General features: G+C 67.4%; 22 protein-coding genes and 1 tRNA gene. 10 read left to right on the top strand and 13 right to left on the bottom strand.

Annotated features, from left to right (window positions below; genetic code table 11):
• Positions 1–681, bottom strand: a 681-nt coding sequence (locus ACWELQ_RS00795; RefSeq protein WP_452394930.1) for a hypothetical protein, incomplete at its 3' end; no start/stop codon positions are given.
• 438 nt (positions 682–1,119) lie between these two features.
• On the opposite strand from ACWELQ_RS00795, the gene rfbB reads away from it, so the two are divergent.
• A complete protein-coding gene (gene rfbB, locus ACWELQ_RS00790; RefSeq protein WP_452394929.1) occupies positions 1,120–2,124 on the top strand; it encodes a dTDP-glucose 4,6-dehydratase in 1,005 nt (334 codons plus the stop codon).
• Here rfbB and ACWELQ_RS00785 read toward each other — a convergent pair.
• The 3 genes from ACWELQ_RS00785 to ACWELQ_RS00775 all read right to left on the bottom strand — a co-directional run bounded on the left by ACWELQ_RS00785 (position 2,121) and on the right by ACWELQ_RS00775 (position 5,733).
• Positions 2,121–3,074, bottom strand: coding sequence for a hypothetical protein (locus ACWELQ_RS00785; protein ID WP_452394928.1), 954 nt, complete (start codon positions 3,072–3,074; stop codon positions 2,121–2,123). The two genes, rfbB and ACWELQ_RS00785, sit on opposite strands and share 4 nt — an antisense overlap.
• Positions 3,075–3,151: 77 nt before the next feature.
• Complete coding sequence (locus ACWELQ_RS00780; RefSeq protein WP_452394927.1) at positions 3,152–4,723, bottom strand: DUF2142 domain-containing protein; 1,572 nt, start codon at positions 4,721–4,723, stop codon at positions 3,152–3,154.
• Positions 4,724–4,770: 47 nt separating this feature from the next.
• Positions 4,771–5,733: a glycosyltransferase gene (locus ACWELQ_RS00775; RefSeq protein WP_452394926.1), complete on the bottom strand. Its 963-nt coding sequence runs from the start codon at positions 5,731–5,733 to the stop codon at positions 4,771–4,773.
• A 96-nt stretch (positions 5,734–5,829) separates the two neighbouring features.
• Between ACWELQ_RS00775 and ACWELQ_RS00770 the strand changes: the two genes are divergently transcribed.
• Together ACWELQ_RS00770 and ACWELQ_RS00765 are read left to right on the top strand one after the other, a co-directional pair.
• The gene (locus ACWELQ_RS00770) at positions 5,830–6,327 is read left to right on the top strand and encodes a GtrA family protein (RefSeq protein ID WP_452394925.1); all 498 of its coding nucleotides are present in this window, start codon (positions 5,830–5,832) and stop codon (positions 6,325–6,327) included.
• 127 nt (positions 6,328–6,454) lie between these two features.
• On the top strand, positions 6,455–8,359 hold the full coding sequence (locus ACWELQ_RS00765) for a glycosyltransferase (protein WP_452394924.1): 1,905 nt from the start codon (positions 6,455–6,457) through the stop codon (positions 8,357–8,359).
• Positions 8,360–8,406: 47 nt separating this feature from the next.
• Here the strand turns inward: ACWELQ_RS00765 and ACWELQ_RS00760 are convergent, their stop codons facing one another.
• Positions 8,407–9,255, bottom strand: coding sequence for an SDR family oxidoreductase (locus tag ACWELQ_RS00760; RefSeq protein ID WP_452394923.1), 849 nt, complete (start codon positions 9,253–9,255; stop codon positions 8,407–8,409).
• A 241-nt stretch (positions 9,256–9,496) separates the two neighbouring features.
• On the opposite strand from ACWELQ_RS00760, the gene ACWELQ_RS00755 reads away from it, so the two are divergent.
• Together ACWELQ_RS00755 and ACWELQ_RS00750 are read left to right on the top strand one after the other, a co-directional pair.
• Positions 9,497–10,681 (top strand): serine hydrolase domain-containing protein, encoded by a 1,185-nt coding sequence (locus ACWELQ_RS00755; RefSeq protein WP_452394922.1) that lies wholly within the window; start codon positions 9,497–9,499, stop codon positions 10,679–10,681.
• Positions 10,678–12,213, top strand: coding sequence for an alpha/beta fold hydrolase (locus ACWELQ_RS00750; RefSeq protein ID WP_452394921.1), 1,536 nt, complete (start codon positions 10,678–10,680; stop codon positions 12,211–12,213). Before ACWELQ_RS00755 ends, ACWELQ_RS00750 begins: the two co-directional genes overlap by 4 nt.
• On the opposite strand, the gene ACWELQ_RS00745 is transcribed toward ACWELQ_RS00750, so the two are convergent.
• From ACWELQ_RS00745 to ACWELQ_RS00715, 7 genes are all read right to left on the bottom strand, one after another.
• Positions 12,214–12,861 carry a response regulator gene (locus ACWELQ_RS00745; RefSeq protein ID WP_452394920.1) on the bottom strand — a complete coding sequence of 216 codons (648 nt, stop codon included), beginning with the start codon at positions 12,859–12,861 and terminating at the stop codon, positions 12,214–12,216.
• Positions 12,862–12,889: 28 nt separating this feature from the next.
• Complete coding sequence (locus tag ACWELQ_RS00740) at positions 12,890–14,185, bottom strand: sensor histidine kinase (RefSeq protein ID WP_452394919.1); 1,296 nt, start codon at positions 14,183–14,185, stop codon at positions 12,890–12,892.
• Between the two features lie 42 nt (positions 14,186–14,227).
• The gene (gene rsgA / locus ACWELQ_RS00735) at positions 14,228–15,334 is read right to left on the bottom strand and encodes a ribosome small subunit-dependent GTPase A (protein WP_452394918.1); all 1,107 of its coding nucleotides are present in this window, start codon (positions 15,332–15,334) and stop codon (positions 14,228–14,230) included.
• 228 nt (positions 15,335–15,562) lie between these two features.
• Positions 15,563–16,486 carry a galactofuranosyltransferase GlfT1 gene (gene glfT1 / locus ACWELQ_RS00730; RefSeq protein WP_452394917.1) on the bottom strand — a complete coding sequence of 308 codons (924 nt, stop codon included), beginning with the start codon at positions 16,484–16,486 and terminating at the stop codon, positions 15,563–15,565.
• Complete coding sequence (wzt, locus tag ACWELQ_RS00725) at positions 16,483–17,304, bottom strand: galactan export ABC transporter ATP-binding subunit Wzt/RfbE (RefSeq protein WP_452394916.1); 822 nt, start codon at positions 17,302–17,304, stop codon at positions 16,483–16,485. Before wzt ends, glfT1 begins: the two co-directional genes overlap by 4 nt.
• Before the next feature lie 7 nt (positions 17,305–17,311).
• Positions 17,312–18,145 carry a galactan export ABC transporter permease subunit Wzm/RfbD gene (gene wzm / locus ACWELQ_RS00720; protein ID WP_452394915.1) on the bottom strand — a complete coding sequence of 278 codons (834 nt, stop codon included), beginning with the start codon at positions 18,143–18,145 and terminating at the stop codon, positions 17,312–17,314.
• Positions 18,146–18,298: 153 nt separating this feature from the next.
• Positions 18,299–18,895: a bacterial proteasome activator family protein gene (locus tag ACWELQ_RS00715; protein ID WP_452394914.1), complete on the bottom strand. Its 597-nt coding sequence runs from the start codon at positions 18,893–18,895 to the stop codon at positions 18,299–18,301.
• A 239-nt stretch (positions 18,896–19,134) separates the two neighbouring features.
• On the opposite strand from ACWELQ_RS00715, the gene ACWELQ_RS00710 reads away from it, so the two are divergent.
• On the top strand, positions 19,135–20,340 hold the full coding sequence (locus tag ACWELQ_RS00710) for a cysteine desulfurase-like protein (protein WP_452394913.1): 1,206 nt from the start codon (positions 19,135–19,137) through the stop codon (positions 20,338–20,340).
• Positions 20,341–20,344: 4 nt separating this feature from the next.
• On the opposite strand, the gene ACWELQ_RS00705 is transcribed toward ACWELQ_RS00710, so the two are convergent.
• Positions 20,345–21,337 carry an NAD(P)H-quinone oxidoreductase gene (locus ACWELQ_RS00705; RefSeq protein ID WP_452394912.1) on the bottom strand — a complete coding sequence of 331 codons (993 nt, stop codon included), beginning with the start codon at positions 21,335–21,337 and terminating at the stop codon, positions 20,345–20,347.
• Between the two features lie 369 nt (positions 21,338–21,706).
• Between ACWELQ_RS00705 and ACWELQ_RS00700 the strand changes: the two genes are divergently transcribed.
• The 4 genes from ACWELQ_RS00700 (at position 21,707) to ACWELQ_RS00685 (ending at position 24,722) form a co-directional block, all read left to right on the top strand.
• A complete protein-coding gene (locus ACWELQ_RS00700; RefSeq protein WP_452394911.1) occupies positions 21,707–22,885 on the top strand; it encodes a lactate 2-monooxygenase in 1,179 nt (392 codons plus the stop codon).
• A gap of 93 nt (positions 22,886–22,978) precedes the next feature.
• Positions 22,979–23,494, top strand: coding sequence for a MarR family winged helix-turn-helix transcriptional regulator (locus ACWELQ_RS00695; RefSeq protein ID WP_452394910.1), 516 nt, complete (start codon positions 22,979–22,981; stop codon positions 23,492–23,494).
• 64 nt (positions 23,495–23,558) lie between these two features.
• A tRNA-Ser gene (locus tag ACWELQ_RS00690) sits at positions 23,559–23,646 on the top strand.
• Between the two features lie 44 nt (positions 23,647–23,690).
• Positions 23,691–24,722 carry a HoxN/HupN/NixA family nickel/cobalt transporter gene (locus ACWELQ_RS00685; RefSeq protein ID WP_452394933.1) on the top strand — a complete coding sequence of 344 codons (1,032 nt, stop codon included), beginning with the start codon at positions 23,691–23,693 and terminating at the stop codon, positions 24,720–24,722.
• The last annotated feature ends 24 nt before the right edge of the window (positions 24,723–24,746 follow it).

Genomic DNA, 24,746 nt, shown 5'->3' with positions numbered 1-24,746 from the left:
CTCGTTGATGGTGGAGAAGTACTGGATCGCGGCGGCGATGGCGACCGGAGCGGTCACGAAGACCTGGCCGGCCAGGGTGCCCAGGAAGCCGACGGTGGAGGCACCGATCAAGCAGCCGGCCAGCGGGCCGACACCGAACATGGTGGCCAGCGGGGCGGTCGCGGCGGCGAACACGACGCCACCGATGACGCAGCCGAGGGCAGCGCCGCCGATACCGCCGACCAGGGTGCCGATGGTGGCACCGGTGGAGATGGTGTCCTTCATGCGGTTCCAGGCGGCCTGCTCACGGTCGTAGTCCGACTTCCAGGGGGCCTGGTCCTCGTAGGGCAGGGCCACGTCCTTGACCGGCGCGTAGGTCGCGTGGTCCATGTCGAACTGCGGGGTCAGGGTCGCGGTGTGGTCGGAGACGTCCGCGGCGATCGGGAACTCGAAGTTGTCCACGCGGAACTTCAGCGGGGTGCCGGCGACGACGGTGCCGTTGGCGGCCTTGAGCTCCAGGTTGCCGTTCTCGACGACCAGCGAGCCGGCGTCGGTACGCAGGATGCTGCTGGTCTCGGTCTGGGTGATGGTGTAGTTGATGCCGTCGTTGTCGGCGGCGGGCGCGGCGTTCACGGTGCCGGCGGTGATGCCCAGGGCAGCGACAGCCAGCGCCGCGGTGGCGGCGAATTTCCTCATCAGCATTGTGTTGAAACCTCATCGAAGAGCTCGGGGGGACAACACGAATCGAAATGGAGGACAGCTAACGAGCGGTGAACCCATCGTGACCGTTCGTTCAATTTTTGTTCACCATCACGATCGTGCGGTCTGCAAGGTAGCGGAAAAGCGCAGCGTGGTAAAGGTTTTAGCGCGGATATACGATCCGCCTGAACGTTACCCGAGAAGCGATGTGTGACGAAGGTCACACTGCTGGCTGGGAAAGTCGTGACTATTGGCGTGTGAATGTCACGCTGAGGACACCAAATTCCGACATTTGGACCGAGCCGCTGCCTTTCCATTTAGTACATATGTTTCAACCGGATGTCCGATTCCGCGCACGACCGCGGGGCGAGTGGTGTAAAGACCGCAACTTCTCCGGGCCGCGCGATGGCATCCCGACCGGGGCGACGTAGTGTTTACCCGGTGCGACTGCTCGTAACCGGCGGCGCCGGCTTCATCGGCGCGAACTTCGTTCATCAGACCGTGACTCAACGTTCCGGCGTGCACGTCACGGTGCTGGACAAACTCACCTATGCGGGTAACCGCGCCTCCCTCGACCCGGTCGCGGATCGAATCGAGTTCGTACACGGCGACATCGCCGACACCGCGCTGGTGGAACGCCTGGTCGGCGGTGTGGACGCGGTGGTGCATTTCGCCGCCGAATCACACAATGACAATTCGCTCGCCGACCCGTGGCCGTTTGTCCAGACCAATATCATCGGCACCTATTCGCTGCTCCAGGCGGTGCGTCGCCATCAGGTCCGGTACCACCACATCTCCACCGACGAGGTGTACGGCGATCTGGAACTCGACGACCCCAAGGCATTCGACGAGAGCACGCCCTACAACCCGTCGAGTCCCTATTCGGCCAGCAAGGCCTCGAGCGACATGCTGGTGCGCGCCTGGGTGCGCTCCTTCGGGGTGCGCGCCACGATCTCCAACTGCTCCAACAACTATGGGCCCTACCAGCACGTGGAGAAGTTCATCCCGCGCCAGATCACCAATCTGATCGACGGGGTGCGACCGCGGCTCTACGGCACCGGTCACCAGGTGCGGGACTGGATTCACGTCGAGGATCACAACAGCGCGGTGTGGGAGATCCTGGAGCGCGGGCAGATCGGGAAAACCTATCTGATCGGCGCGGACGGCGAGCGCGACAACCGGTCGGTGGTGGAGCTGATCCTGGCCGCATTCGGCCGGGCCACAGACGATTTCGACCACGTCACCGACCGTCCGGGCCACGATCTGCGCTATGCCATCGACTCCTCGCTGCTGCGCACCGAACTCGGCTGGGAGCCGCGCTACCGCGATTTCGGTCAGGGCTTGGAAGCCACGGTCAAATGGTATCGGGACAACGAATCCTGGTGGCGGCCACAGAAAGCCACCACCGAGACCGCCTACGCGGCGGCCGGGGAGCAAGTCCTCTAGCTCCAGCCGGAACGGTAGTCCGCCCAATCCTGTTCGGTAGCAGTGAAATCCACATAGAGCGCGACGCCGAAGGCGCGGCGGTCGCGGTCGGTGCGGCCCAAACCCGAACGGACGCCGCGAATCGCGGCCGCCACGGTCTCGGCGGATCCGTGGTGGCCGAGATCGTCGGCGCGGAATGCGGGCAGGCCCATCAGCAGATCCACGCTCGGCGGGGTGACCTGCAACGCGAGCGTGGTTTGTTGGGCGACATATCCGCCGTAGAGCGAGCGGGTCGGCATCGCCGTGTCATAGGACATGATCGCGATTTGATCGACGCGCCGCGCCACCTGTCCGAAATAGGCCTGGGACCACCATTTTCCGTGGCCGAACAGCGCCAGTCCGACCGAATGCAATCCGGGTAGCGGATCGATAACCGGAGCGGATACCGACAGCAGCGCACGGCGTGCGGAAGTGACGGCGCGCACTTGCTCGAGGATGGTGAGATAACCGGCCGATCCGGAGCGCACCGGCTCGAAATCGAAGTGAATGCCGTCGAATCCGAGATCGAGCACCTGTGTCGATGTCGTGACAACATGATCGCGCGTTGTCGGATCCTCGGCATTCAAGCCGTCGAATTCCGGCGCCAGCACATCCCCGAGCCATGCCTGCACCCGAATTCCGGGCAGGGTCCGATGGACCGCGTCGAGGAACCAGCGGGCCTGTGGATAGAGCTCCGTCGGCAGCGTGCCGTCATTTTCCAGCGGCCCGGTGTGGACGTACAGATCCTTGATTCCGGTCTGGGCCAGCCGAATTCCCAGCTGGGTGATATCGGTGTCGGATTTTCGACCATCGACCCAGGCATGACCGAGCCAGAGGGCGTCCCGGTCGCGGGTCCGGGCAGTGCTCGGCGGGGTTCCCGCGTCCTCCAGTCGCAGGAACACTGCGGCCGCACTGACCGGTGTCAGCAGCATGCAGACAATAACCAGCAACACCAAGGCAATTCGCCGCCGGCGGGACCAGCGGCGCCACCGGGCCCGCATCGCGGAACTCAGCCCCAGACGATGGTGGAGTACTTGACCACGGCCGCGATGAGCGCCACCGTCGTCGCCCCCACCACGGTGATCACCATGCCGCGCACCGGAACCCGGCCCGCCGCATCGGTGAACCGCAGCGGCAGCCAGCGCAGCACCACGGCCAGGCCCAGCACCGCGAGCGGCACGAAGTAGCGGCCCTGCACGCCGTCGATGATGAAGTAGCCGACCGGTGTGAACGACATGTACAGCGTCACGTAGATCATCGCCACGCTGGCGGCCACGGTGGCCGCCACCAGCCAGGTGCGGGTCCGGTTGGCGGCGAGCGGCGAGAAGCGCTCGGCCGCACCGATGCTCATGGTGAACGCGAGCAGGCTCGCCAGAACGGTCAGCGCCGGCACCTCCACGTAGGAGAAGCCGAGCGCGCCGAAGAACTGGGTGAACCAGAGATCGTCGCGGCGGGCGATGCTGTCGCCGAACACCCGCAGGAAGTGCAGGGGGTCGGTGAGGATGCCGTGCAGCTGGTCGCCGGGACGGACATTGCCCCAATCCTTCTCGGGCCGCATCAGGCTCATGCCGTCGCCGGTCGGGGCGGCGATCTTCATCCACACCGCGAACGACACCGCGCCGACGGCCGCGACCGCCCACGGCAGCGCGCGCTGCCATACCGCGAGGCGCCCGGCGCCTTCCGTGCCGTCGCCGCCGAAACCCCAGCGGTGCGCGGGAATCAGCACGGTCAGCATGGCGACGAGGACGTAGGTCGGCTTGCACACCGGCAGCAGCACGGTGGTCGCGAGCGCGGCCACGGTCTCCGGCCGCGTCAGCCGCTCACCGAGGAACAGGCCCTTGACCAGCAGTGCCGACAGCAGCAGCGCCAGCGCGTTGGTGACGGTGTCCGCGGTGACGGTGCCCGCCTGGAACAGCGCGATGGGCAGCACCGCGACGGTGAACGCCAGCCACTGCACCCGGTGCCCGCGCAGCGTCCGCAGCGCGAAGGCGACGATGACCAGGTAGGCGATCAGTCCGGCCCAGCGGGTCGCCAGCGTCATGCCGCCGACGTTCAGGTCCAGGGCCTCCGCGATCCGGATGCCCGCGGCGGCGGGCAGATACGGAATCGGCGAATACGCAGCGGTATTGGTGAACCACACCGGCTTGGTCTGCTCGGAGACCGGCATGCCGCCCAGCACGTCGTAGACGTGCGGGTCCTCGACCATGGGATCCGGCTCATCGGGATTGTCCGTGTAGTCGTGCATGGCGTAGCCCATCAGCGCGTCGATGCTGACCGGCACGTCACCACCCCAGGCCGGGCCGCGATCGTCATGGATCTTCTCGGGCAGGAAGCCGCCGTGCGCGACCTGATAGGCGCGCCCGAACTGGGTGATCTCGTCGTGGCCCCAGAACGGCGGGGTCAGCACCGACCACACCGCGCCGAAGATGCCCGCGATCAACAGGAAAGTCAGTGCGGCCGAGCCGAATCGGCGCTCGACGCCGATCACCGTGCGGCGCAGTCCGATCTCGCGATCGGGTGCGGCGGCCGGGATCTTCTCCGGCGCGGCGACGGTGGATTTCTCGTTCGCTTCGGTAACCACGATGTCCGATTCTGCTTTGCCGTTCGGGTCCTGCCCAGCAAGCACCGTCATCGCGTCGGACCGGCGGCCGCGTCATCCGCGCCCACGGCGGAGTAACGCAGGTACATCAGACGGGCGGCCTCGTGCCGGGAGCGGCGGATGCCGTCCAGGATCAGACCGGCGGTCCAGGCCAGGCTGCCCAGTAGTAGCAGCGTGAAACCGAGGAATAACGTCGGGAACCGCGGCACCGTGTGGGTCCGATAGAACTCGACCACGATCGGCGTGATCAGGATGACCGACACGAGCCAGGCCAGGGTGCCGAAAAGACCGTAGAAGGCGACCGGCCGCTCGTGCCGGGCCAGGCCGACGATCAGGCGCAGGATCTTGAAGCCGTCGCTGTAGGTGCGCAGCTTGGATTCGCTGCCCGCGGGCCGATCCCGGAAGCCGACCGGAACCGCGGTCTGCGGGACGCCCAGATGCTGTGAGTGCACGGTCAGCTCGGTCTCGATCTCGAACTCCCGCGACACGGCCGGGAAGGACTTCACGAAACGGCGGGAGAAGACCCGATAGCCGCTGAGCATGTCCTCGACGTTCTCGCCGAAAACCTTGCCCACCACACCATTGAGCACCTTGTTGCCGGTCTCGTGCCCGGCGCGGTACGCCGACCCGGCCTCGACCTCGCGGCGCACGCCGAGCACGTGGTCGTACGGACCGTCGAGCAAGGTCTGGATCATCTCGGGCGCGGCGGCCGCGTCGTAGGTGTCGTCGCCGTCGACCATGAGGTAGACGTCGGCCTCGATGTCGGCGAAGGCGCGGCGCACCACATTGCCCTTGCCCTTACGGTGCTCGGTGCGCACGATCGCCCCGGCCGCGCGCGCCTTCTCGGCGGTCGCGTCGGTGCTCAGGTTGTCGTAGACGTAGACGACAATGCCCGGGACGGCGGCCTTGAGGTCGGCGACGACCTTCGCGACGGCGGCCTCTTCGTTGTGGCACGGCACAATGGCGGCAATACGAAGCTCGGTGGAGTCCACCCGGTCAATCCTCTGATCGGAGGCGAATATGAACACCGGGAGGGTACCCGACCTTCACAGGTATATGGGTGCGGCGGGTTGCGGTACCGTCGGCCGGTGTCTGCGAACGAGTCCACGGCGGTGAGTGATTCCACCCCGAATCCCTCCTTGACCGGGAAGGTCCGGGCCCTGCTGCAGCGTGGCGGCGCGTTCCTGGTGGTCGGCGCGATCGGGTTCGTCGTCGACGCCGGCACCTACAACCTGCTGGTCTTCCTGGGCGGCGAGGGCCCGCTGTTCGATCAGCCGCTGCTCGCCAAGATCATTTCCATCGGGGTGGCCACGGTGGTCACCTATTTCGGCAACAAGTGGTGGACCTACTCCGACCACGAGGGCGATACCGGGGCCCGGCACATCCTCATCTACGCATTGCTGAATGTGATGGCCATCGGACTGCAACTCGGATGCCTCGGATTTTCACGCTACGTTCTCGGACTGGACAGTCCGTTGGCGGACAACGTTTCCGGCACGCTCGTCGGCCAGGCGGTGGCCATGGGCTTCCGATTCTGGGCTTACGGGAAATTCGTCTTCACCGGAACACGCGAGACCGAACGCTAAGTGCGGGTTCGCGCTGCCACGATGATTGGTGATTGATATTGTCGCCAGCGCCGTGCAAGAGACAGTGGCTGTGCGACCACGTCGGATTGAGCCGGTGTCTAAGTATTCAAAGGATGTCGAGGGATTCATGGATGCGTCGGCTGGCCAGGCCGTGACCGAAACCGAGGACCGCAAGAGCGCCGAAGCTCCGGCGACCCTGCGTGCGGACCACGCCGCGCCCGAACGGCTGGTGTTGGCGCGCGGAATCTTCATGGGCCCCGCCCCGAAGATCAGTGACGAGCTCTACGCGGTCGCCAAGGGCAAGGTCACCCGGGAACGGCAGACCTTGCGCCTGGAGAAGGGCGCGTCGGTCCACACCAACACCTACTTCGGGCGCTTCGCCGCCGCCTACTGGCAGCGCTGGACCAAGGTCACCGCGGTCGAGGTGGGCATGACCCTCGAGGTGACCGGCAAGGTGCGGGTGCGCCTGGCCGCCTCCGATATCGCCGGGCACCGTCGCGTCGTCGATACCGCGGTGGTCAAGGAGACCGGCCGGGTGGTGCTGAACGCGCCGCTGGACATGTACATCGACGGCGGCGCGATCTGGCTCGAGATCGAGGCGATCGGCGGCGACGCCGTGGTCACCGATCTGGCCTGGACCGCGGCGGCCCCCGAACAGGTGCGCCCGGTGGCCATCGCCATCTGCACCTTCAACCGGGCCCAGGACTGCGCCAATACCGTTGCGGCCCTGGCCTCCGACGCCACCGTGCTGTCGCTCATCGACGCCGTGTACGTGGTCGACCAGGGCACCGACCTGGTCCAGGATCAGGCGCTGTTCACCGAGACACAGCCGCGCTTCGGCGACAAGCTGCGCTACATCCGGCAGCCGAATCTCGGTGGCGCGGGCGGTTTCACGCGCGGCCTCTACGAGGTGTCGGGCGCCAACGAGCACGCCGACGTCATCCTCATGGACGACGACATCCTGTGCGAGCCGGAAACCGTGTTGCGGCTCAACGCCTTCGCCAACCTGACCGTGGAACCCACCCTGGTGGGCGCGCAGATGCTGTTCCTGTTCAACCCCGACTACCTGAATGTCGGTGCGGAGGAGACGAATCTGGGCAAGCTGCGCCACGGCCAGAAGGTGGCCAAGGCGCTGCGCAACACCTCCATGCTCAAGAAGCACCAGGAACGCCGGGTGGACGCCGGCTACCAGGCCTGGTGGACCTGCCTCATCCCGGCCGAGGTGGTCAAGAAGATCGGGCTGCCGGTGCCGATCTTCTTCCAGTGGGACGACGTGGAATACGGCCTGCGCGCGCGGGAGAACGGGTTCGTCACCGTCACGCTCCCCAACGCCGCCGTGTGGCACGCGGACTTCTACTGGAAGGACTTCGACGACTGGGCGCGCTACTTCTCCTCGCGCAACTCGCTCATCGTGTCCTCGCTGCACCACGACCTGGATCCGAAAGCCGTTACCCGCCAGCTGTTCCGCGAGATCAGCGAATTCCTGGTCGGCATGCAGTACGGCCTCGCGCACACCACCCTGCAGGGCATCGAGGACTACCTGAAGGGCCCGGAGGCCCTGCGCGACGGCGGTATCGAGGCGCTGGCCAAGGCCCGCGGCTCGCGCTCGGACTACCCAGAGACCGTCAAGCATCCCGCCGCCACCTCCCCGGTTCCCAACGCGCACCTGCACGTTCGCCGCGCGGGCGGGGAGCCCAGCCACCCGTTGCTGGTGCTCTACAAGCGCGCCCTCAACCAGTGGACCGGCCGTGTCATCCCCGGCCCGGTCGCGGTCACCCGCGAGGACGCGCACTGGTGGCACGTCGGCCTGTTCAACCACGTGGTGGTCACCGATGCCTCGCAGTCCGGCGTCCGAGTCCGCGTGCGCGACAAGGCAACCGCCCGCCGCCTGCTGCTGCGCGCTTACCGCGTGCTCAAGCAGCTGCGCAAGGACCTGCCCGGTTTGCAGGACCGCTGGCGTGCGGCCATGCCGGAGCTGACCAGCCGCGAGAACTGGGAACGCCTCTACGGAATCGACCAGAACGCACGGTAATGACCTGACAATGGCCCGGGACCTGGTGTCCCGGGCCATTGTTCGTTTCAGAGGAACAGGTCGGTGGTGAGGGGGCCGTCGCCCGGCACCACGCGGTACTTGTCCAGATCCGTGATGCCATGTGCGGCAAGGACATCGTCGTCGAGGAAGAAGTTGCCGGTGGTGTCCTTGGCCGGTGAGGTGAGCACCAGGTAGGCGGCGTCGGCGTAGATGTCCGGCGTGCGGGAGGTGGCGATCATCTCCTCGCCGCCGAGCAGGTTCTTGACCGCCGCCGTCGCGATGGTGGTGCGCGGCCACAGCGAGTTCACGCCGATGCCGTACTTGCGCAGCTCCTCGCTCAAACCCAGTGTGGTGAGCGACATCCCGTACTTGGCGATGGTGTAGCCCAGCGCCATGCCCGCCCACTTCGGGTCCAGATTCAGCGGCGGCGACAGCGTCAGGATGTGCGGATTGCGCCCGGCCTGCGCGGATTCCTTCAACGCCGGGATGCTGAGTTTGGACAGCAGGAAGCTGCCGCGGCAGTTGATGTCCTGCATGAGGTCGTATTTCTTCATGGGCAGGATCTCGGTGGGGGAGATGTCGATGGCGGAGGCGTTGTTGACCACCAGGTCGATGCCGCCGAAGCGCTGGATGGTCTGACGCACCGCGTCCGCCACCGCCTCGTCGTCGCGCACATCGCCGAGGTACTTCAGCACCGTGCCGCCCGCCGCCTCCAGTTCGGCCCCGGCGGTGTGGATGGTGCCCGGCAGTTTCGGATGTGGCGTATCGGTTTTCGCGATGAGGGTGATGTTCGCGCCGTCGGCCGCCGCCCGCTTGGCGATCTCCAGCCCGATCCCGCGACTGCCACCCGACATGATCATGGTCCGGCCCGCCAGCGGCTTGGCTGCATCGGTCATGGATCCGCTCCCGTCTGCTGTTGTGTCGCCCCGGGTTCGATCATCCGCGTCTCGGTGACCGAGTGGGGCGGAATTTCTCTCACTTCGGACAGTAGGCGCGAAATGCTCCCTATGCAACAAAGTGCATAGGGTAGCGCTGGCACTACCTCGACTCGGGTGCCCAGGACATGGGCACCCGGAATCCGGATTCCTAGGCTCGAATCGGCTGGAAAACCCGGCCCGAACAGGAGGAATCTCTTCCATGAGCGCAATGCGGCGGCCGCGTGCCCGGATCGTGCTGGCCGGTCTCGGAGTGGTGGCGGTCCTCGGGGCCCAGGCGTGCGGCACCGATTCCGTGAGCGTCGGCCCGGTGCGCAAGGAGCTCTACCGCACCCTCGAACAGGCCCTCGACACCCTGATCCGCGATGGCTTCCCGGGCGCGCAGGTCGTGATCGACGGCCCGGACGGCCATCACGTCCTCACCAGGGGCGCGGGCGTCCTCAGCACCGGTGCACCCATTCCCGACGACGGCCGGGTTCGGATCGGCAGCAATACCAAGACCTTCATCGCGACGGTGGTGCTGCAACTCGCCGCCGAGGGCCGGGTCGAACTCGACGCCCCGATCGAGCGCTACCTACCGGGTGTGGTGCACGGCAACGGGAATGACGGAAACCGCGTCACCGTCCGCAACCTGCTGCAGCACACCAGCGGCCTGCCCGACTATCTGGCGGGTGGTGATCCCTCGCTGACACCCGAGTCCGGCTCCCGGCAATTGAAGGCCGATGCCGATCAAATCCGCTGGGGCCATTACGAACCCGCGCAACTGGTGGATATCGCCCTGTCCATGCCGCCGCGCTTCGACCCCGGCGCGCGCTCGGTCTACACCAACACCAACTACATCCTGCTCGGCATGCTCATCCAGCAAGTCACCGGCCGCTCGGCCGCCGGGGAGGTGAGCAGCCGTATTCTGGAGCCGCTGGGCCTGCGCGACACCTACTTCCCGGATGCCCGCGAGACCGGGATCCGGGGATCGCATCCGCGCGGATATCAGGAAACCGACGGCAAGCGAACGGATTTCACCGACCTGGATCCGTCATGGGCCGATACCGCGGGTGCGATGGTCTCCACACCTGCCGACCTGAACCGTTTCTTCACCGCCCTGCTCGCCGGGAAACTGCTGCCCGCCGACCGCTTGAACGAGATGAAACAGACGGTCCCGTGGGATCGCGGCGCGCCCGGTTCCGGCTACGGGCTCGGTCTGGTCCACCACGCCATCTCGTGCGGCAAGGACGTGTGGGGGCATGGCGGCAGCATTCCCGGCTTCGGTACCCATACCGGCGTGGCCGCCGACGGCACCGCGGTGGTGGTGACCGTCAATCAGCTTCCGATCGACGACGCCACCCACGACGCGGTGGACAAGGTCTTCGACGCCGCCTTCTGCTCATGAGAGGAATCACCGTGCGTTTTCGCGAGATCGTCCGCACCCGTAAGGGATTGACCGTGTTGACGGTCGCTGGTCTGGCGGCCGCCGCCCTCGCCACGGTCGTCGTCACCGAGCGGCCCGGCGCCGCAGCCCTGGACCGGTACCGGCATCAGCGGCTGGACTGGAAGTCCTGCGATATTCCGGAGCTGGACGGCATGGGCGGGCAGTGCGCCGATGTCACCGTGCCGCTGAATTACGAACAGCCGCAGGGGCGGACGCTCACCGTCGCCATCTCTCGCATTTCGGCCACCGATCCGGCCCAGCGGCGCGGCGTCATGCTGTCGAATCCCGGCGGGCCGGGCGGCGCGGGCCTGGATTACTTCGTCGATACCAGCAAGGCGTTCACCCCCGAGGTCCGTGCCCGCTACGACCTGATCGGCATGGATCCGCGCGGCGTGGGCCGCTCCACACCGGTGAACTGCCACTGGCCGACCGGATTCGGGCTGCAGTTCGCGGGTGTGGATGCCAAGGGTTTCGACGAATCCACCGCTACCCAAAAGGATCTCGCGGACCGGTGTGCCGCCGCGGAGGGAGATCGGCTGCCGTACATCACCACTCGCAACACCGCCCGCGACATGGACATCATCCGGGCGGCGCTGGGCGAGGAGCGCATCAACTACCTGGGCACCTCGTACGGCACCTATCTGGGCGCGGTCTACACCCAGATGTTCCCCGAGCGCTCCGATCGTTTCGTGCTGGACGGCAGTGTGGACCCGGAGCGGTACGGCGCCTCGGGCATGCTGCAGTCGATGGGCGCGCCGAATGAGGCGGCGCTGGACGCCTGGGCCGAGTGGACGGCCGCCCGCGCGGGCGAATACCGGCTCGGCGCAACGGGACCGGAGGTGCGCGCCACCGTCGAGCGGCTCATCGCACGGGCCGTCGAGCGGCCCATCCGGATCGGCGACTTCGACGTCGACGGGCACACCCTGCCGATGGTGCTCTACATCCCCTTCGACTCCCCGAACACCTACCCCGTGGCCGCGCAGCAGATGCGGGAACTCGCCGACGCCGCCGCCGGCACCCCGGTCGAGCCGGACGAGGATCTGGCCGGCAAGCTGTCGATCATCCTGCGTGCCCAGCCCCGCGATCTGTCACCGCAGATGGCGGTGTTGTGCGGGGATGTCGCCGTGCCCCGCGACCCGGCCTGGTACCGGCGCAATATCGAGGCGGCCCGCGCCACCCAGCCGGTGTTCGGTGCGTTCGCGAACAACATCACGCCGTGCGCGTTCTGGGCCGCACCGGTCGAATCGCCCACGGCCATCGGCAATTCCGTGCCCGCCCTGATCGTGCAGGCGACCGGCGACACCCGCACCGCCTACAGCGGCGCGCTGACCATGCGCCGGGTGTTGACCGCCTCGCGCCTGGTGACCCTGCGCGACGTGGCCATCCACTCGATTCTCGGCCGCTACCCGAACACCTGCGTCTACGGGGCGGTGAACACCTATCTGCGTGACGGGACCCTGCCCGCCGCCGATCTCAGCTGCCGCGCCGACTGATCAACCCGCGTTCAGATAGGCCAGCACGGCCAGCACCCGCCGGTGTCCCACCTCGTCGGCGTACAGGCCCAGCTTGGCGAAGATGCTCCGAATATGTTTGAGCACTGCCCCTTCGGAGACCACGAGGCGCTCGGCGATGGTGCCGTTGTCGAGCCCCTCGGCCATCAACGCCAGCACCTCGCGTTCGCGCGGGGTGAGCGCCGCCAGCGGGTCGTCGGTCTTGCGCCGCACCAGCAGTTGCGCGATCACCTCGGGATCCATGGCGGTCCCGCCCGCGGCGACCCGGCGTAGCGATTCCAGGAACCGATCGACCTTCCCGACCCGTTCCTTGAGCAGATAGCCGACCCCGCCCGCCCCGTCGCCGAGCAGTTCGGCCGCGTAGCTGTCCTCGACCCACGCGGAGAGCACCAGCACCGGCAGCCCGGGGTGAATCTCCCTGGCGCGCACCGCCGCCCGCAAACCGTCATCGGTGTTGGTGGGCGGCATCCGCACATCCACCACCACCGCGTCGGGCCGGTCGGCGGTGACCACCCGCAAGAAATCGTCGGCATTGTCGACGGCAGCGGCCACCTCGATGCCGGAGGTCTGCAACAGCAGCGCCAACCCCTCCCGCAGCAGGGCGTCGTCCTCGGCGATCACCACACGCATTGCGCCCACACCTCATTCACCGTTTCCGTCACGATCCACACGGCAACTCCACCCGCACCACGGTAGGCCCGCCCGCCGGACTGCTCAGCAGCATCCGCCCGTCCAGCTCCTCTGCCCGCCGTCGCATCCCGGCCAGCCCGCCGCCCTCGCTTTCGCCCGCGCCACCGACCCCGTCATCGTGGATCTCGACGATCAGCAACTCGGCCGTGCCACCGAGACCGACCCGAAGCCGCTGGGCCCCGGAGTGTTTGGTGGCATTGGTCAGCGCCTCCGCGATGACGAAGTAGGCGGCCGCTTCGACCGCCGCGGGCCGTCGCCTGATTGCGGCGGACTCGGTGGCTGCGGGATCACCCCCGTCGATATCGAGTGCGCAGGGGATCGGCGAACGGGCCGCCAAGGCCGAAATGGCGCTCGCCAGACCACGATCCGCGAGTACCGGCGGATAGATGTCGCGCACCACATCCCGCAGTTCGGTGAGCGCGGCCTCTGCGGTGTCCTGCGCCTTGCGGATCAGCTCATCGGCCGCGTCCGGATCCCGTTGCCGCAGTTGATCGGCCAGCCCGAGTTGCAGGATCACCGCCGCGATCCGCGCCTGCGCCCCGTCGTGCAGATCGCGTTCGATCCGCCGCAGTTCCGCCCCGTGCGCGTCCAGCGCGGCGGCCCTCGTGGCGGTCAGCTCCGCCACCCGCACCGCCAGTTCGACCCCGGGCGGCGGTCCCAGCAGTGCCTTGGCCAGCAGCGCCTGCCAGCGGGCCACGACCGGCAACTGCAGTGCCACGACAGCCAAGGGAATCGCGATCAGCGCGCTGAGCACGGCCAACGGCCAGGAGCTGACCACGAATCCGAAGTTGTCGACCCGCACCAGCTGCCAGTACGCCGGAATCGCCAGCTGATTCACTACCCCGAAGGGCAGACCGATCGCGAACGCCGCGGCCATGACCCCGGGTATCCCGTGCAGCACGATCCACGCGATGGTCCGTCCGTTCGCCGGATCCCCGAGGGCGGTGGTCACCCGCTGCCACAGCCCACCGGTGATCGGCCGGTACGTCACCACGATCGGCGCACCCAGCCGTTTCCCGGCACGCCGCCGCTCGAACCCCGCGAGCGGCCGGATCAACCGCAGATATTCGGGAATCGCCGGAATTCCGACGCCCACGATGCTCGTGGCGGCCACCAACAGCAACCCCAGCAGGGCCATGGTGGCCGCAACCCCGGTAACCCCACCGACCAGCAGGTAACCGATACCGCCCGGCAGGGCCCGCAGCCGATCCACCACCCATCGCCGCCTGCTCACCGCAAGGCCCGGCGTTGGATCGGCAGTCATCCCACCAACCTACTGACCGCTCGCGTGCCGGATTCGATCAGCTCAGCGTTGCTTGCCGCCGCGCTCCTTGTACATGCGCCGCTGATCCTTGTTGATCTGCTTCCACGCCTTGCTGCGTTCGGCTCGCGCGCGGGCGTCGGTGCGGGAGGCCAGCCAGTCGTTCTCCCGGCTCAGCTTGCGGTAGCTGTCGAGCCGGCGCTGCGGCAGCGCACCGGACGCGATGGCGGCGAGCACCGCGCACCCCGGCTCGGATCGGTGCGCGCAGTCGGCGAAACGGCAGTGCGCGGCCAGGGATTCGACATCGCTGAAGGCGCGGCCGATGCCCTCGGCGGCATCCCACAGACTCACCGAGCGCAGGCCCGGGGTGTCGATGAGGGTGCCGCCGCCCGGCAGCGGACGCAGCTCCCGATGCACGGTGGTGTGGCGGCCACGCTTGTCACCCTCGCGAACCGCGTTGGTGGCGAACACTTCCGCGCCGAGCAGCGCGTTGGCGAGGGTGGATTTGCCCGCGCCCGAGGGCCCGATCAGCGCGACGGTGCCGTAGAGCACCGAGGTCAGCACCTCCATGCCGATGCCGGTATCGGCACTGATCGCCAGCACGGTGACGCCGGGCGCGGCGGCCCGCACCTCCTCGATCGGAATATTCTGCGCCAGATCGGCTTTGGTGAGCACCACGGTGGGCTGCGCACCTGATTCCCAAGCCAGTGCGAGCAGTCGCTCGATGCGCCCGAGATCGATGTCCCCGTCGGCGGGGGTGCACACCAGCACGGTGTCGACATTGGCGGCCAGCACCTGCTGCGCGGACTTGGCGCGAGCATCGGGCTGCCCGGACACGGCTGCCCGGACGATGGCCGTTCGACGCGGCAGCAACGCGCGCACGGCGCGGCCGCGATCGATGGCCACCCAGTCACCTGTGCACAGCCCGCTGACCTCGGAATCCGAGCGCGGGAGCTGGGCGCGCACCACCGCAGCCGTCAACCGGCTCTGGAAATCAGCGGTGGGAAGCGGTGCCGCGATATCGCATTCGCTGCGATCCATCCGGATCACGCGGGCTGGAATCAGATCGTCACCGAGCAGCGGAAGGTAGTCGGCGGCGAGGGCGGTGTTCCAGCCGTAAGGGGCAAGCAGGTCGAAGTCGACCGAAGACATTGTGGAGTCCTTTGATGGGCCGAGCCCGGATCATGGACTCAGCGAGAGGAATTCGAGGTGGATACGCGGGCCGCGCGCACTAGCGCGGGCACGGCAATCCGCAATGCCGTTGTCACGTAACTCCACCTCCCATCTCTCCTCATGCCATCGCCGAGGCGACCGCTCCGAACAAGAACGGGGACAACCTTGTCAGGCTGTCCCCGTCGGCGCAACGTATTTATCCGAGCGCTACGAACTCGGTTTGTCGAACTGCTCCCGGCGGCCCATGCGCTGCAGGCGTAGCCATTCCATCAGCCCGGCCGGATCCTTCTGCTGGACCAGGAAGAACCACCCGAACCGGGCTACTTCCTGCGGCAACAGCTTCCGCATACCCGGCTGCGCCATCAGGTACCCGCGGTTGCGATAGGTGAAGTGCCGCTTGACCGGATCGTCCGGATACTGGGTGTGCATGCGCCCGCCGAGGATCGGCTTGAACTCGGCGGAACCGTTGGGATGCAGGTAGGCGGTCTGCAAGCAGGTGCCGAAGGGCAGCCCGGACCGCACCAGCCGCCGGTGCACCTCCACCTCGTCACCGCGCACGAACAGCCGCAAGTCCGGCACGCCGATCTTGTCCACGGCCTCCGCGGATACCAGCGCACCGTTGAACAGCGAGGCGATCCCCGGCAGGAAGTCCTCGTCCCCGAGCTCCGAGCGCAGCCGTCGCCACACCACGCCCCGGCGCAGCGGGAACGCCAGCCGGTCGGGATCGTCGATATCCGCGACCACCGGCGACACCTCGACCAGCTGATGCCGCCTGGCGCAATCGAACAGCGTGGCAAGCACTTCCGGCCCCTCGGGCCGCCCGTCGTCGTCGGCCAGCCACACCCAGTCCGCGCCCATGGTCAGCGCGTGCAGCATGCCGAGCGCGAAACCGCCCGCCCCGCCCAGATTGTGTTCCGAACCCAGGTAGGTGGTCTCCATCGGCTGCTGCTTGACCAGCTCGCCGACCTCGGCCTCGTTACCGTTGTCCACCACGATCAAATGGTCGATGGGGCGGGTCTGGCTGCTGAGCACCTTCAGCGACTCGGCCAGCAGCTCCCGGCGTTTGTGCGTGACCACGATGGCGACGATGCGCGCATCATCGCCATACAAGGGGGTGGACTGTTCAGTCATGCGGGATTCCGTTCCGGTTCACGTTCACGTTCCAGATCCCGCAGCACCTGCGCCACGTGATCACCCGCCTCGGGGCCCTCGTAGGCTCGCACGACTTCCTCGATACCCCCGTGCATCCGCACGTTGCCGTGGTCGATCCAGAGAGCGGAATCACACAGTTGCGCCAGGAATTCATTGGAATGCGAGGCGAATACCAGAATGCCGGAGCGGGACACCAGCTGCTGCAGCCGGATCCGCGCCTTCTTCATGAATTCCGCGTCGACCGCGCCGATGCCCTCGTCGAGCAGCAGGATCTCCGGATCGATGGAGGTCACCACGCCCATGGCCAAACGCACCCGCATACCGGTGGAGTAGGTGCGCAGCGGCATCGCCAGATACTCGCCGAGCTCGGTGAAATCGGCGATCTCATCGATTTTGGCGAGCATCTGCTTGCGGGTCTGCCCGAGGAACAGGCCGCGAATGATGATGTTGTCGTAGCCGGAGATCTCCGGATCCATGCCGACACCGAGATCGAACACCGGCGCGACGCGGCCGCGAATGCGCGACGAGCCGCGGGTGGGTTCGTAAATCCCCGAAAGCAGGCGCAGCAGCGTCGATTTGCCCGCGCCATTGTGGCCGACCAGGCCGACCCGATCGCCTTCCTTCAGCGACAGATTGATGTCGCGCAGCGCCTCGATCACGACCACATCGGACTGGTTGCGACCGATCGCGCCGCCCGCCTTGCCCATGAACGCCTTCTTCAGCGAACGGGACTTGGCGTCGAAGATCGGGAACTCCACCCACGCGTTCTGGGTTTCGATACTCACATGGTCGGTCATTGAGCCTTCACACCCAGTAGGGGACGCGGGAACGGAACTGCTTCATGGCCAGGATCGCGACCGCCCAGCCCACCACGGTGATGGCCAGCACCACGATCCAGGACGTCAGCGGCTGCGGCTCGCCCAGCAGGGGCGCGCGCACGATCTCCAGGTAATGGTAGGTCGGCACCAGCTCGACCAGCCGCGCGCGTTCGCTCACCGCGCCGCCCTGATCGTGCAGCGACTTGGTGCTCCACATGACCGGCGTCAGCACGAACAACATCAGCGTCATGCTGCCGAGAATCGGCGCGATATCGCGGTAGCGGGTGCTGAAGATGCCGAACGCGATGCTCACCCACATGGCGTTGGCGAACAGCAGCAGAATGCCGGGAATCGCGAGGATCGCCGTCCAGTGCAGATCCCGCCAGACCCCGAAGCCCACCAGCATGACCAGATAGATCACCAGGTTGTGCGCGAAGAACAGGAACTGCCGCCACACCAGGCGATACACATGCACGCTCAGTGCCGATGGCAACTGTTTGATCAGGCCCTCATTGGCGATGAAGACATCGGAGCCCTCGAGAATGCTGGCATTGATGACATTCCAGACGATCAGGCCGACCGTCACATAGGGCAGATAGGTGTGCAGCGGCTGATGGAACAGGGTGGCATAAAGGAAACCCATCGCCGCGGCTTGGACGCCGGTCGCGATGGTGATCCAGAACGGACCCAGCACGGATCGCCGATAGCGCTGCTTGATGTCCTGCCAGCCGAGCGAGAGCCACAGCTCACGCTGGCCGAATCCGTCACGGAAGTCCTTGAAGGCGCGACGGAACGTCTGGGAATCCGACACTAGCGGCACTGGAGAATTGTCCAGGGTCGCCTCGGCCTCGACCGAGTCGGGGGGAGCAGCAGCAGGCACAGCACCCGACCTTATCTAATAGCTGTCCCTTTGCGACGAGAACCTGCCGCCGACCCCGACATATCAGCGGCAGGCTGTGTCTCTCCGCACTGCTCAGAGGTATTGCCCGCCGCCGGAGCCCGGTCCGCCGCGCGGGTCGCCGCCGCTGCTCGCACCCGGAGGCAGGGCTTGGCGCATCTGCTCGAGTTGCGCGCGGGCCGCCATCTGCTGGGCGAACAGCGCGGTCTGGATGCCGTGGAACAGACCCTCGAGCCAACCCACCAATTGCGCCTGGGCGATGCGCAGTTCCGCGTCCGACGGCACGGTGTCGTCGGTGAACGGCAGGGCCAGGCGCTCGAGCTCCTCGCGGAGTTCGGGGGCGAGCCCGGTTTCCAGTTCGCGGATGGAGGTGCGGTGGATCTCGCGCAGCCGGGTGCGGGAGGCGTCGTCGAGCGGAGCGTGCCGCACCTCTTCGAGCAGCTGCTTGATCATGGTGCCGATGCGCATGACCTTGGCGGGTTGCTCCACCATGTCGGCCAGCGACTCCCGATCCCGGGTCTCATCCGATTCGCCCGAATCGTGTTCGCCGACAAACTGTCCGGTGATCTCCACCGGCTCGCCGCCGATCTGCGCCGCCGCCGGGATGAACAGCGGCTTGCCCTCGGGACCGATCACGACGATGGATTCCGGAACCCCATCCGATTGCGTCATGACCCCATCCTGCCGAATCCCACCCGAACCCGCTAAGCGCCACCCCACTTCGCAAGCATTCGGGAGCCACTTCGCAGCCCCTGTGTAACTCCCGGTGCGCGGGGAGCGAAGCCGTGGATAGGTCGAACAGAGACCTTCCGTCCGGTTTGTGCGGTAGATGCCAGGTCGTCCCAGAGGTTCCGGGTCGCTTCCCTCCCTACCGTTACCCAGTTGTGCCCTCTCCCTTTAGAGTGGCGAGCATGACTTACGACGTCGCACGGGTGCGGGGCCTCATACCGTCCCTGGGCGACGGCTGGATCCACCTGGACCCCCAGGCGGGCATGCTGGTTCCGGATTCGGTATCCCGGGCCGTCTCAACGGGTTTCCGGACCTCCGCCTTCTCGCACACCAATCGGCACGGCGCGGCGCAGCGCAGCGCGGCGATCCTGGAGGCCGCGCGCGAGGCCGTCGCCGATCTGGTCGGCGGGGATCCGGCGGGCGTCGTGCTCGGCCCGGACCGCGCGGTACTGCTGGCCTGGCTGGCCGAATCGCTGAGCTCCCGACTGGGTCTGGGCACCGGGATCGTGCTGTCGCGCCTGGATGACGAGGCCAATGTCGCCCCGTGGCTGCGCATCGCGAATCGCTATGGCGCACACGTGCGCTGGGCCGAGGTGGAGATCGAGACCTGCGAGATGCCGGCCTGGCAGTTCGAGGAGCTCATCGGACCCACCGCCCGGCTGGTGGCGCTCACCGCCGCCTCACCCATCGTGGGTTCCGCGCCCGCGGTCCGGGTGGCGGCCGACCGGGTGCACGAGGTCGGCGGTCTGCTGGTCGCCGACTGCTTCGGCGCCGCGCCCTACGCGCTCATCGACATCGACGAACTCAATGCCGACGTGATCGCGCTCAGCGCCCCCGCGTGGGGCGGCCCGCAGATCGGCGCGCTGGTCTTCCGCGATCCCGCGTTCCTGGACCGGATTCCGTCCATGTCGCTCAACCCCTATGCCAAGGGCGCGGAGCGGCTCGAGGTGGGCGGCCACCAGTACGCGCTGCTGGCCGGGCTCGCCACCTCCATCGACTACCTGGCCTCGCTGGACGAGCGCGCCAAGGGCACGCGGCGCGAGCGCCTGGAAATGTCGATCACTTCGCTGCAGGACTACCACGATTCGCTGTTCGAACAGCTGATGGCGGTGCTGGACACCATCCCCAACCTGACCATCATCGGCCGCGCCTCCACCCGCATCCCCACGGTGAGTTTCACCATCGCGGGCATGCAGGCGGAGAAGGTCTCGGCCAAGCTGGCCGACGCCCGCATCGGCACGCTCAGCGGCTCGCACGGCGGCAGCCGCCTCCTCGACGCGCTGGGCGTCAATGACGAAGGCGGCGCCGTGACCATCGGACTCGCGCCCTACACAACGCGATTCGAGATCGAGCAGCTGGGCCGCGCGTTGGCGGCCCTGGACACCTAGCCGCCTAGAGTTCGCGGATCTGCAGGATCACCTTGCCGACGGTCTCGTCGGAGTCCAGCAGTCGGTGAGCCTCGGCGGCATCGGTGACGGCGACCTCCGCCGACACCACGGGCACCACCGTGCCGTCGGAGATCAGCGGCCACAGGTGCCGCCGCAGCTCGGAGATGATCTCCGCCTTCGACCCGCGCCCGTGCTCGGGCCGCCGCCGCAGATTCGTGGCGTGAATGGAACCCCGCTTGCCAAGCAGCGCAGCGAGATTCAATTCCGCTTTCACTCCGCCCTGCATGCCGATCACCACCAGGTGCCCGTCCTCGGCGAGCGCCTCGACATTGCGTTCCAGATACGCCGCTCCCATTACGTCGAGAATGATGTCCGCGCCGGGATATTCGCTGTGCAGCGTGGTCACGAAATCGTGCTCGCGGTAATTGATCAGAACCGTCGCGCCCAATTCCCGGCAGCGCTCCAGCTTGAACTGCGAACCCGCCGTGACCGCGACGCGCGCGCCGAGCGCGCGGGCCACCTGGATGGCGTGCGTGCCGATCCCGCTGCCGCCGCCGTGAATCAGCAGTAACTGCCCGCTGTGCAGTCCCGCGGTCATCACCAGATTGGACCAGACCGTGGCCGCCACCTCCGGCAGCGCGGCCGCCGCGGCCACATCCAGGCCCTCCGGCACGGGCAGCAGCTGGCTGGCGGGCGCGTTCACCCGTTCGGCGTAGCCGCCGCCGGACAGCAACGCGCACACCCGGTCCCCGGCCCGCCAATCCCGCACCCCGGCACCGACTTCCGCGACCACCCCGGACACCTCGAGGCCCAGGATCTCGCTGGACCCGGGTGGCGGCGGGTAGAGGCCCTGCCGTTGCAGCAGGTCCGCGCGGTTCACCCCCGCGGCCACCACATCGATCGCCACCTCGCCGGGTCCGGGCGCGGGCAGGTCGTCCACCTGCGCCCACTTCATGACCTCCGGCCCACCGAAACCATCGAGCGTCACCGCATACATGAAAACGAGCCTACGACCGGAGCTCACCGTTTAGTGTCAGGCACTCCTCGGTGCGGGCACGGCGAGGCCTCGGGATGAGCACAGCAAGGGCTCGGGGTGGGCACAGCGTCCGCTCAGCTTCGGCCGTCACCGTAGGTGGAGACATTCGAAGGGAGCATTCCATGATCACCACTCTGGCCGCCCTCGGCGGCATGGTCGTCCTGGCGGCGATGGCGATGTCCGGATTTATCGCCGAAGACGCCCCGCGCGCCCTGGTCCGCGTCCGCAAGCGCTGACAGACTCGGACATTTCCGGACTCGAAAGTTACGCTCCGGGAAAGTAACTTCGACCCTCTCCGCGCGCGGGTGCGAGGTACTAGCGTTCCCGGCTATGAGCAGTTTCGTCGATTTCCAGAACGAGATCTATCTCTCCGGCCTGGCGGGCATCGTCCCGGCGCTACCCATGACGGCGGCGGGGCTGGAAGAGCAGGCTCGGGAAGTGCTGGATCCGGCGGCCTTCGCCTATGTGGCGGGCAGTGCGTCGTCCGAGCGCACCGCACACGCCAATCTCGCCGCCTTCGAGAAATACCGGCTGCTGCCGCGCGTGCTGCGCGGCGCCAGCGGTCCCGGGGTGCGCGATCACACGGTGGAGGTGCTCGGAACCCCTTTGGCCGCACCGATTCTCACCGCGCCGGTGGGTGTGCTCGGCCTGCTGCACGAGCGCGGCGAGACCGTGGTCGCCGAGGTGACCAAGGAGCTGGGCATCGGCATGGTGCTGTCCACCGCGGCCTCCTCCACCATCGAGGAGGTCGGCGAGCGGGCCGGGGCCTGGTGGTATCAGCTGTACTGGCCCAATGACATGGAGCTGGCCCGCTCCTTCGTCGAACGGGCCGAAAAGGCCGGGGCCAAGGCCATTGTCGTCACCGCCGACACCCCGAGCCTGGGTTGGCGGCCGCGCGATCTGACCCTGGGCCACCTGCCGTTCCTGCGCGGCAAGGGCATCGCCAACTACCTGTCCGATCCGGTCTTCCGCGCCAAGCTCGACGCCCCGCCGGAACAGGGCGAGGAGGCCATGCGCGCCGCGATCCTCACCTGGATGGGCCTGTTCGGCAATCACGCGCTGCGCCCGGCGGATATCGCGCGCCTGCGGGACTGGACCGAACTGCCCATCGCCGTCAAGGGCGTGCTGCACCCCGACGATGCCCGCCAGGTGGTGGACGCGGGCGCCGACGCGGTGGTGGTGAGCAATCACGGCGGCCGTCAGGTGGACGGCGCGATCGGTGCGCTGGATGCCCTGCCGACCATTGTGGCCACCGTCGGCGATCGCGCGGATGTGCTGTTCGACTCCGGAATTCGCACCGGCTCCGACGTCATGATCGCGCTCTCGCTGGGCGCGAAGGCGGTACTCTACGGCCGCCCCTGGGTGTACGGGCTGGGCCTGGCGGGCGCCGACGGCGTGCGGCACGCGCTGCGCTGTCTGCTCGCGGATTTCGATGCGGCCATGGGACTTTCGGGTTGTACCGGCCCACACGACCTGAGTCGCACCATGATCTCCTCGTATCGCGTTTAGGCGGCGCGCCGGGAGGAACACTCCCGATGGGCCGCCTTGTCCGGGCCACCGAGCCGAGGAGGGGCGATCAAGCACCGTCACAACAATCAACGGGTGGCCGTCGAAACCGATGGCCGGGGCACGGCGGAACCGAGGTGGCTCACCCCGGAGCAGCAGCGCGCGTGGCGGGCCTACATGGACGGCAGCCAGCGCCTCATGGCCGATCTCAACCGTCAACTGCAACGCGACTGCGACCTGTCCTTCGCCGACTACCGCATCCTCGTGAAACTCTCCGAGGCTCCGGGCCGTTCGCTGCGCATGAGCGATCTCGCCGACGGCGTGCTCTCCTCCCGCAGCCGGCTCACCCATCAGATCCGGCGGATGGAAGCCGAGGGGATGGTGCGGCGCATCGCCTGCGAGGACGACGGCCGCGGCGTGCTGGCGCAGCTCACCGACGAGGGCATGCGCCGACTACGTGCCGCCGCCCCGGGCCACGTCGCCGCCGTCCGCCGCTTCTTCGTGGATCTGCTCACACCCCAGCAACTGGCCGCCGTCGCCGCCGCCCTGGACCTGGTGAACCTGGCCGCTGACCAGCGCGCCACCGCCCGCCCGACCGCCGATCTCGACTGACCCGCGCCCGCCGGCCACAAGTGGGAGGCAGACCGCACACGCCATCAGTTACCATCAAGCGCCTGGAAGCGTGGCAGAGCGGCCGAATGCACTCGCCTTGAAAGCGAGCGTTGTGAAAGCAACCGGGGGTTCAAATCCCTCCGCTTCCGCCATTTCTTGTCGATGATGAGGTGTGTGCGTGCGCGGTTGGGTCGGTATGGGTCTAGCCGTGCTCGCACTACACGTTCTCGGGTGGGGCACCCTGCTGCTGGTGGTGGTGCCCGCCCATCATGTCGTGCAGGGCTCCGTGTTCGGGGTCGGACTCGGGATCACCGCCTACACCCTGGGCATGCGGCACGCCTTCGACGCCGATCACATCGCCGCCATCGACAACACCACGCGAAAACTGGTGGCCGAGAACGGCCGTGCGAAATCGCAGACGGTCGGATTCTGGTTCGCGCTCGGGCATTCCAGCATCGTGTTCGTGATGGTCGCGCTGCTCGCGTTCGGCGTGCGGGCGCTGGCGGGATCTATCGAGGACGAGGGCTCCGGCCTGCACCGGTGGACCGGCCTGTGGGGCACCAGTATCTCGGGCGGCTTCCTCATCGCCATCGGACTGCTGAATCTGGTGTCGTTGCTCGGCATTTGGCGGGTGTACCGCCGGATGCGCGGCGGCGACTTCGACGAGCCCGCCCTGGAACAGGCGCTCAATGACCGCGGCCTGCTCACGCGTGTGCTCGGCCCCGTGGTGAAGCTGGTGCGCAAGCCCTGGCAGATGTACCCGGTGGGCCTGCTGTTCGGCCTGGGTTTCGACACCGTCACCGAGGTCGGCCTGCTGGTCATCGCCGGCGGCGCGGCCGCCACCGGACTGCCCTGGTACGCGATCCTGGTACTGCCCCTGCTGTTTTCGGCGGGCATGGCGCTGTTCGACGCGCTCGACGGCGCGTTCATGAGCCACGCCTACGACTGGGCCTTCGCGCGCCCGGTCCGCAAGATCTACTACAACCTGGTGATCACCGGGCTGTCGGTGGCGGTGGCGCTGCTCATCGGCGTGCAGGAGATCATCTCGATCTTCGTCGAAAAGCTGGACGTCACCTCGGGTTTGGTGGCCTGGATCGGCAATCTGGACCTGGGCAGCCTCGGCTATATCGTGGTCGGACTGTTCGCGGTCACCTGGGCGGTGGCGCTGGCGGTGTGGCGGTTCACCGATATCGAGACGCGCTGGGAACGCGATCTCGCCGCCGAATGATCGTTTTCTGGTAAATGTGGCTGA

The sequence above is a fragment of the Nocardia sp. NPDC004722 genome (assembly GCF_053601505.1).
The sequence above is the reverse complement of the archived record's forward strand: the minus strand, read 5'-3'. Positions and strand labels throughout refer to the sequence as shown.